The sequence below is a fragment of the Nocardioides sp. genome, assembly GCF_036401255.1.
In the GTDB taxonomy this organism is placed as follows: domain Bacteria; phylum Actinomycetota; class Actinomycetes; order Propionibacteriales; family Nocardioidaceae; genus Nocardioides.
On the sequence record NZ_DASWVI010000357.1, the window covers coordinates 1 to 6,695 of the forward strand.

A 6,695-nucleotide genomic window follows, 5' to 3' on the forward strand; every position below is an offset into this window, starting at 1 on the left:
GGTGCTCGGCACGGCCGAGCGGGACGCCCTCGCCGGCGGGTTCGAGACCGGCGCCCCGGCCGTACCGTGACGGCCATGGTGCCCGTGGTCTTCGGCGTGCTCGGCCTGCTGATCGGGTCGTTCCTCAACGTCGTCATCCACCGGGTCCCCGCGGGCCTCTCGCTGGTCTCGCCGGGCTCGGCGTGCTCGGCCTGCGCGCACCCGGTGCGGGCCCGCGACAACGTGCCGGTGCTGTCCTGGCTCGTGCTCCGCGGCCGGTGCCGCGACTGCCACGCCCCGATCGCGGTCCGCTACCCGCTCGTCGAGGCGGTCACCGCCGCCCTGTTCGCGACGCTGGGCTGGCGCTTCGGCTCCACGCCGTACGCCGCCGCCGCGCTCGTGGTCGCGGCCGCCGGGGTGGCGCTGTTCATGATCGACCTCGACCATCGCCGGCTGCCGTTCGAGATCACCGCGGCGATGGCCGTCGGCACTGTGATCGCGCTCGGCGTCGACACCGTCCGGCACGGCGCCGACCCGGTCGTCCCGGCGCTGCTGGCCGCCGCCCTCTGGCTCGCCGTGTACGGCGGCATCTGGCTGGCCACCGCCGGGCGGGGGATGGGCCTGGGCGACGTCGCGCTCGCCCCGGTGCTGGGCCTGGCGCTGGGCTGGCTGGGCTGGGGACCGGCGCTGATCGGTCTCGGCGCGGGGTTCGTGATCGGCGCGGTGGTCGGGGTGGGGCTGCTGCTCTCCGGGCGCGCCCAGCGGGGCGCGAAGGTCCCGCACGGGCCGTTCCTGCTCAGTGGCGCCGCGCTCGGCATGCTGGCCGGCGAGCCCCTGGCCGCGGCGTACCTGCGCCTCGTCGGCCTCAGCTGACGCCCGCCTCGGCAGAGCCGCAGCAACACAGCAGGATCCCGTCTGCACCGGCCTCAAGTGGGGCCGCCGCGCCACCGATGACCATTCCAACTACGGGGGGTCCAGACAGGGGGGTCGAACCCGGTCCAGGGCGGACCGGTGCGGTCGGGCGCGAAATTGCAGTTTTGTTCTAGTTGCGGAAGGACCGACCACTACCATGACGGGCAACGGCGCGGTGCTCGGTGAGCCGCTCGTACTACTCGCCTCGGGGTCCGATGGTCTCGTGGGCAAGGCGCCGCCCGGGGGAAAGATGCACGAGATCGACCAGGGTCAGTTGCTGGCGAGCATCGCCGCGACCTCCCACGACTGCATCCTCTCGCTCGACGCTGCCGCCACGATCCTGTGGGCGAGCCCCGCGACCGAGCAGGTCCTCGGCTGGCGCCCCGCCGACCTCGCCGGCTGCGAGCTGGACGTGCTGTTCCCCCGCGACGGCAGCGAGCTGCGCGACGCCACGGTCGCCCGGCTGCTCGCCGGCGAGCGTGTCGAGCCGTTCGTCGACGCGGGCGTACGCCGGGACGGCTCGACGTTCAAGGCCCAGATCACCCTGGGCCCGGTGCACGGCCGCGTGGACGAGATCACCGGCGTGATCGTGATCCTGCGCGACGTGACCGCCCAACTGCACGAGCAGCGCGAGCTCGCGCAGGCGCTGGAGATGCAGCGGGCCCACTTCGACCAGGCCACGACCCCGCAGGCGATCCTCGACCTGCGCGGCCGCCTGGAGTCGGTCAACCCGGCCTGGTGCGAGCTGTTCGGCCACGGCGAGGCGTGGTTCGCCGACAGCGACCTCATCGACCTGGTCCACCCGCTGGAGACCGACGCCGTCGCGGCGCGGCTGGCGCGGCTGCGCGCGGGGGAGATCAACTCGATCAGCCACCGGGGCCGGTTCCGCGACGCCGCCGGCCGCGACCTGCGGCTGATCCTCGACGCCGCGCTCCTGCGGGAGCCGGGCGGGCGCCCCTACGCCATCGCGCTGTGGGTCGGCGACCCGGACGGCGAGCTCGACGGGGTCGTCGACGTCGTGGACCCGGTCGAGCCGGTGGGCACCGCCGCGGCCGGCGTACTCGAGGAGGCGCGCGAGCGCCGGGCCGAGGCGCTGTCGCGGCGGGCGTGGGAGACCGCGGTGGTGATGGACCGCGCGATGCGCATCACCTACGTGTCCGGCGCGCTGGCGCGGCTGCTGCGCTACCGGCCCGACGACCTGCTCAACAGCCGGGGCCGCGAGTACGTCCACCCCTCCGACACCGTGACGGTGACCGGGATGCTCGGCCGGCTGCTGGCCGAGCCGCGCACCGCAGAGCACGCGGTGGTGCGGGTGCTCGACGGCGACGAGCGGTGGCGCTGGGTGGAGGTCACCGCGACCAACTGCCTCGACGACCCCGACATCGGCGGCATCGTGGCCAACCTGCGCGACGTGACCGAGCGGGTCCGCACCGAGGAGGCGCTGCGGCTCTCCGAGGCGCTGCACCGGGCGATGGTCGAGACCGCCCAGGAGGGCATCATGGCGACCTCGCCGGAGGGCCGGGTGATGTTCGCCAACGAGACCGCGGCGGTGATCGTGGGCCGCGTGGTCGACGACATGTACGGCGAGGACCCGCGGCAGCTGTTCGGCCTGCCCGAGGCCCGCGAGGACGACGACGCCACCGCCCACGAGGTCGTGCACGTGCGACCCGACGGCAGCGAGCGGATCCTCGAGGTCTCGCTGCGCCCCCTCAACAGCCGCGACGGCCGCCTCGGGTCGCTGGTGTCGATCTACGACGTGACCGACGCCCGGCTCGCCGAGCGGGCCCTGCGCCGCCGGGCGCTGCACGATCCGCTCACGTCGCTGCCCAACCGCTATCTGTTCTTGGACCGGCTCGAGACCGCGGCCGCCCGCCAGCGGCGGTTCGACGGCCACGGCACCGCGGTGATGTTCCTCGACCTCGACGGGTTCAAGCAGGTCAACGACGGGTTCGGCCACGAGGAGGGCGACGCCGTGCTCCGCGAGGTGGCCGGGCGGCTGCTGGCCTCGGTGCGCGGCACCGACACGGTCGGACGCCTCGGCGGCGACGAGTTCGCGATCATCTGCGAGGACACCGGCCGCGAGGAGGCCCTCGTCGTCGCGCACCGCATCCTCGACGCGTTCCGCGAGCCGATCGCGATCGCCGACCACGAGCACCCGATCGGGCTGAGCATCGGGGTCGCCCTGGCGCCGCCGTACGACTTCGACGAGCTCGTACGCCGCGCCGACGAGGCGATGTACCGCGCCAAGCACATCGGCGGCGGCCGGGTGGCCGTGGCCGGCCAGGACGGGCCGGACGAGCCCGACGAGCCCGACGAGTAGGCCGGGCTAGCCGGCGGTCGAGCCGTCGGCGGCGAACCGGTCGGCGGTGTGCAGGTCCGCGATCGGGCCGTGCGCGGCGCAGTCGGCCGTGTGGTCGCCGTACTCCAGCGCCAGCCGGCCGGCCTCGTGCAGGCGGGTGCGCAGCTCGGTGGAGACCTGCTGGCTGAGCAGCGGCCGGGTGACCCGGCCGAGCTCCGCGTGCACCCCGACCTGGGTGCCGGCGGTGGCGAGGCGGGCGAGCACCGCCCCGACGACGTGCTCGTAGCGCGTCGGGTCGAGCCGGCCGTCGGAGCCGGTGACCTTGCGCAGCGTCTCGTAGGCGTCGAGCTCGACGAGCCGGCCGCCGCCGAGGGCGGCGGCGTGCAGTGGGCCGAGCGTGCGGGCGAACTCCTCGCGGCGGGCGGGGGTGGTCAGCACCAGCCAGGCCTGGCCGGCCTCGAGGCCGCCGCGCAGGCAGCAGGCCGTGGACACCGCGGTCGTGTCGGGCCGGGTCCGGCGCGGTCCGCGCCGCTGGGCCGCGAGGGCGAGCTCCTCGTGCTCGGGCAGGACCGGGGCGGGCCGCATCAGCCGGGTGACCCGCGCGGGTGGCTTGGTGTCCGAGACGTGGCCCATCGGCACCGCCGGGCTCCACCAGAAGCCCTGGGCCCGGCCGCAGCCGAGGGCGCGGAGCAGGTCGCGCTGCGCGGCGGTCTCAATGCCCTCGGCGATGGTCTCGAGGCCGAGGCCGCGGGCGAGCCGCACGATCGCCTCGGTGATCGCGAGGTCCTCGGGCCGGTCGACGACGTTGCGGACGAACGAGCGGTCGACCTTCACCCCGGTGACCGGCAGCTCGCGCAGGAAGCTGAGCGAGGAGTAGCCGGTGCCGAAGTCGTCGAGCGAGACCCCGGCGCCCAGGTCGCGCAGGCCGGCCAGCGAGGTGCGGGCGGCCTCCCGGTTCTGCAGGAGCGCGGTCTCGGTGATCTCCAGGACCAGTGCGCTGGGCGGCAGCCCGGAGCGGTCGAGGGCGGCCGCGACCGTGTCGATCAGGTCGGGGTCGTCGAGCGAGCGGGCCGAGAGGTTCACGGCGACGTGGGTGCCGGCGGGGAGGTCGCCGGACTCGAGGGCGGCCGCGGTGTCGCGGCAGGCCCGGTCGAGGACCCAGCGGTCCATCGCCGCGACGAACCCGTGGGTCTCGGCCAGCGGCACGAACGTGCTCGGCGGGACGTCGCCGCGGGTCGGGTGCTGCCAGCGCGAGAGCGCCTCGACCCCGACGAGCCGGTCGGTGGAGAGGTCGATGACCGGCTGGTAGTGCAGGTCGAGCGCGTCGGCGTCGAGCGCCGCCTGGAGGTCGGCGGCCAGCAGCCGCTGGTCGGCGGCGATCCGGGCGAGGGCGGGGTCGAAGACCTGGGTGCGGGCCCGGCCGCGGGCCTTGGCCTCGTACATCGCAGCGTCGGCGTGCTTGAGCAGCGTCTCGGCGTCGCACTCGAGCGGGGGCGCGACGGCGATGCCGATGCTGGTGCCCACGCGCAGGGTGCGGTGCTCGATCTGGAACGGCGCGCCGATGGCCTCGTTGACGAGCTCGGCCATCCGCCCGGCGGCGTCGACGCCGGTGTCGGGGCACACGAGCACGAACTCGTCGCCGCCGATCCGGGCGATGACGTCGATCGGGCGGGCCAGGGCCCGGAGCCGGGCGGCGACCTCGGTGAGCAGCCGGTCGCCGGCGAGGTGGCCGTGCACGTCGTTGGCGGAGCGGAACTGGTCGAGGTCGAGCAGCAGTACGGCGACGGGCTCGTCGCGGCGCCGGCCCTCCGCGAGCGCCTGGGTGAGCCGGTAGGTGAGGAACGACCGGTTGGGCAGCCCGGTGAGCGCGTCGTGCATGGTCTGGCGCACCAGCTCGGCCTCGAGCTCGAGCCGGTCGCTGATGTCGCGGGCGACGACCACCAGGCCGTCGAGGGTGCCGTCCTCGCCGCGCATCCCGCTGACGCTGATCGAGACCTGGGCCATCCGGCCGTCGCGCGTGCGCCGCAGCGTGTCGAGGCCCTGGATCGCCTTCCCGGCCTGGACCATCGCGCGGATCCGGCGCGGCTCGTCGGAGCCGGGCGGGTGGAGCACGGCCATGTCGGCGCCGACCATCTCGGCGGCTCGGTAGCCGTAGAGCCGCTCGGCGCCCTCGTTCCAGGTCGTGACCCGGCCGTCGACCGAGGTGGTGAACACCGCGTCGGCGACCGACTCGACGATCCCGGAGAGCCGGCTGACCGTGGCCTCGGCATCGCGCAGCGCGGCGCGCACCCGGGCGTGCTCGACGGTACGCCGCAGCCGGCGCAGCCAGTCGCCGGCGAGCTCGGCGCGGTGCAGCACGAGGTCGGCGAGGTCGTCGAGCGAGGCCGGCACCACGCCGTCGTCGTCGACGACCAGCACGATCGCGGCGGTGCCGGCGCGGCCGCGCACGGCGTGGGCGGTCTCGGCGGCGGCGACGTCGGGGGCGCCGACCTCGACGAGCACGCAGTCGAAGGTGGCGCTGGCGAGCGCCGCGAGCGCGGCGGGGAGGGTGAGTGCGTGGGTCGCGAGCAGCTGGTCCCCGGCGGCGTTGACGCAGGCGGCGACGCGGCTGCTCTCTGCCGCCTCCTCGGTCACGACCAGCACCGCGGGTGGGCAGAGCGACGGTGGCACCGCTCCGTTCAACACAGGACTCCCTCCGAGACCCACTTCGGCACCTCGGTGGCCCTCCCAAGCCATTTGCCCGAGGTCGACGATCAGTGTGGCCGTTGTGACGGATGGTTCGCACCAAAACGGACGAACTTGTCCAGACCGCTCGCAGAACGGTCGCCCGCGTCCTCTCTGCGGTGCACGTGCCAAGATCACCGCTCGTGGACACCGATGTGACCGATGTGATCGTGGTGGGGGCCGGGCTCGCGGGTCTGGCCGCCGCCGCCGAGGTCGCCGACGCGGGCCGCCGGGTGGTGCTGGTCGACCAGGAGCCCGAGCAGTCGCTGGGCGGCCAGGCGTTCTGGAGCCTCGGCGGGCTGTTCCTCGTCGACAGCCCCGAGCAGCGCCGGATGGGCATCAAGGACTCCCACGAGCTCGCGACGCAGGACTGGCTCGGCAGCGCGCAGTTCGACCGCGAGGAGGACCGGTGGCCGCGCGCGTGGGCCGAGGCGTACCTCGACTTCGCGGCCGGCGAGAAGCGCGCTTGGCTGCGGGCGATGGGCCACCGGCTGTTCCCGGTCGTCGGCTGGGCCGAGCGCGGCGACGGCCGCGCGGACGGCCACGGCAACTCGGTGCCGCGCTTCCACCTGACGTGGGGCACCGGCCCCGGCGTGGTCGAGCCGTTCGAGCGGCGGGTCCGCGAGCATGCCGCCGCGGGGCGGCTCCGCCTGGCGTTCCGCCACCGGGTCGACGGCCTGATCGTCACCGACGGCGTCTGCGTGGGCGTCGAGGGCCAGGTGCTGGAGCCCAGCTCGGTCGACCGCGGCGTCGCCAGCTCACGCGTCGAGGTGGCCGGCTT

General features: G+C 75.0%; 4 protein-coding genes. 3 read left to right on the plus strand and 1 reads right to left on the minus strand.

Features of this window, described 5'->3' with window-relative positions:
* Nucleotides 1-75: 75 nt before the first annotated feature.
* Nucleotides 76-852, plus strand: a complete 777-nt coding sequence (locus VGD85_RS16540) for a prepilin peptidase (protein ID WP_331064535.1) — start codon at nucleotides 76-78, stop codon at nucleotides 850-852.
* 196 nt (nucleotides 853-1,048) lie between these two features.
* Nucleotides 1,049-3,211 (plus strand): PAS domain S-box protein, encoded by a 2,163-nt coding sequence (locus VGD85_RS16545; protein WP_331064536.1) that lies wholly within the window; start codon nucleotides 1,049-1,051, stop codon nucleotides 3,209-3,211.
* A 6-nt stretch (nucleotides 3,212-3,217) separates the two neighbouring features.
* On the opposite strand, the gene VGD85_RS16550 is transcribed toward VGD85_RS16545, so the two are convergent.
* Nucleotides 3,218-5,860, minus strand: a complete 2,643-nt coding sequence (locus VGD85_RS16550) for an EAL domain-containing protein (protein WP_331064537.1) — start codon at nucleotides 5,858-5,860, stop codon at nucleotides 3,218-3,220.
* Between the two features lie 197 nt (nucleotides 5,861-6,057).
* Here VGD85_RS16550 and VGD85_RS16555 point away from each other — a divergent pair.
* Nucleotides 6,058-6,695 (plus strand): FAD-binding protein (locus VGD85_RS16555; RefSeq protein WP_331064538.1); only part of this gene is annotated, 638 nt, incomplete at its 3' end.

Bases quoted from the DNA above. Each gene is read 5' to 3' on its own strand.
- VGD85_RS16540 (WP_331064535.1), top strand. From the start codon at position 76: ATGGTGCCCGTGGTCTTCGGCGTGCTCGGCCTGCTGATCGGGTCGTTC.
- VGD85_RS16545 (WP_331064536.1), top strand. From the start codon at position 1,049: ATGACGGGCAACGGCGCGGTGCTCGGTGAGCCGCTCGTACTACTCGCC.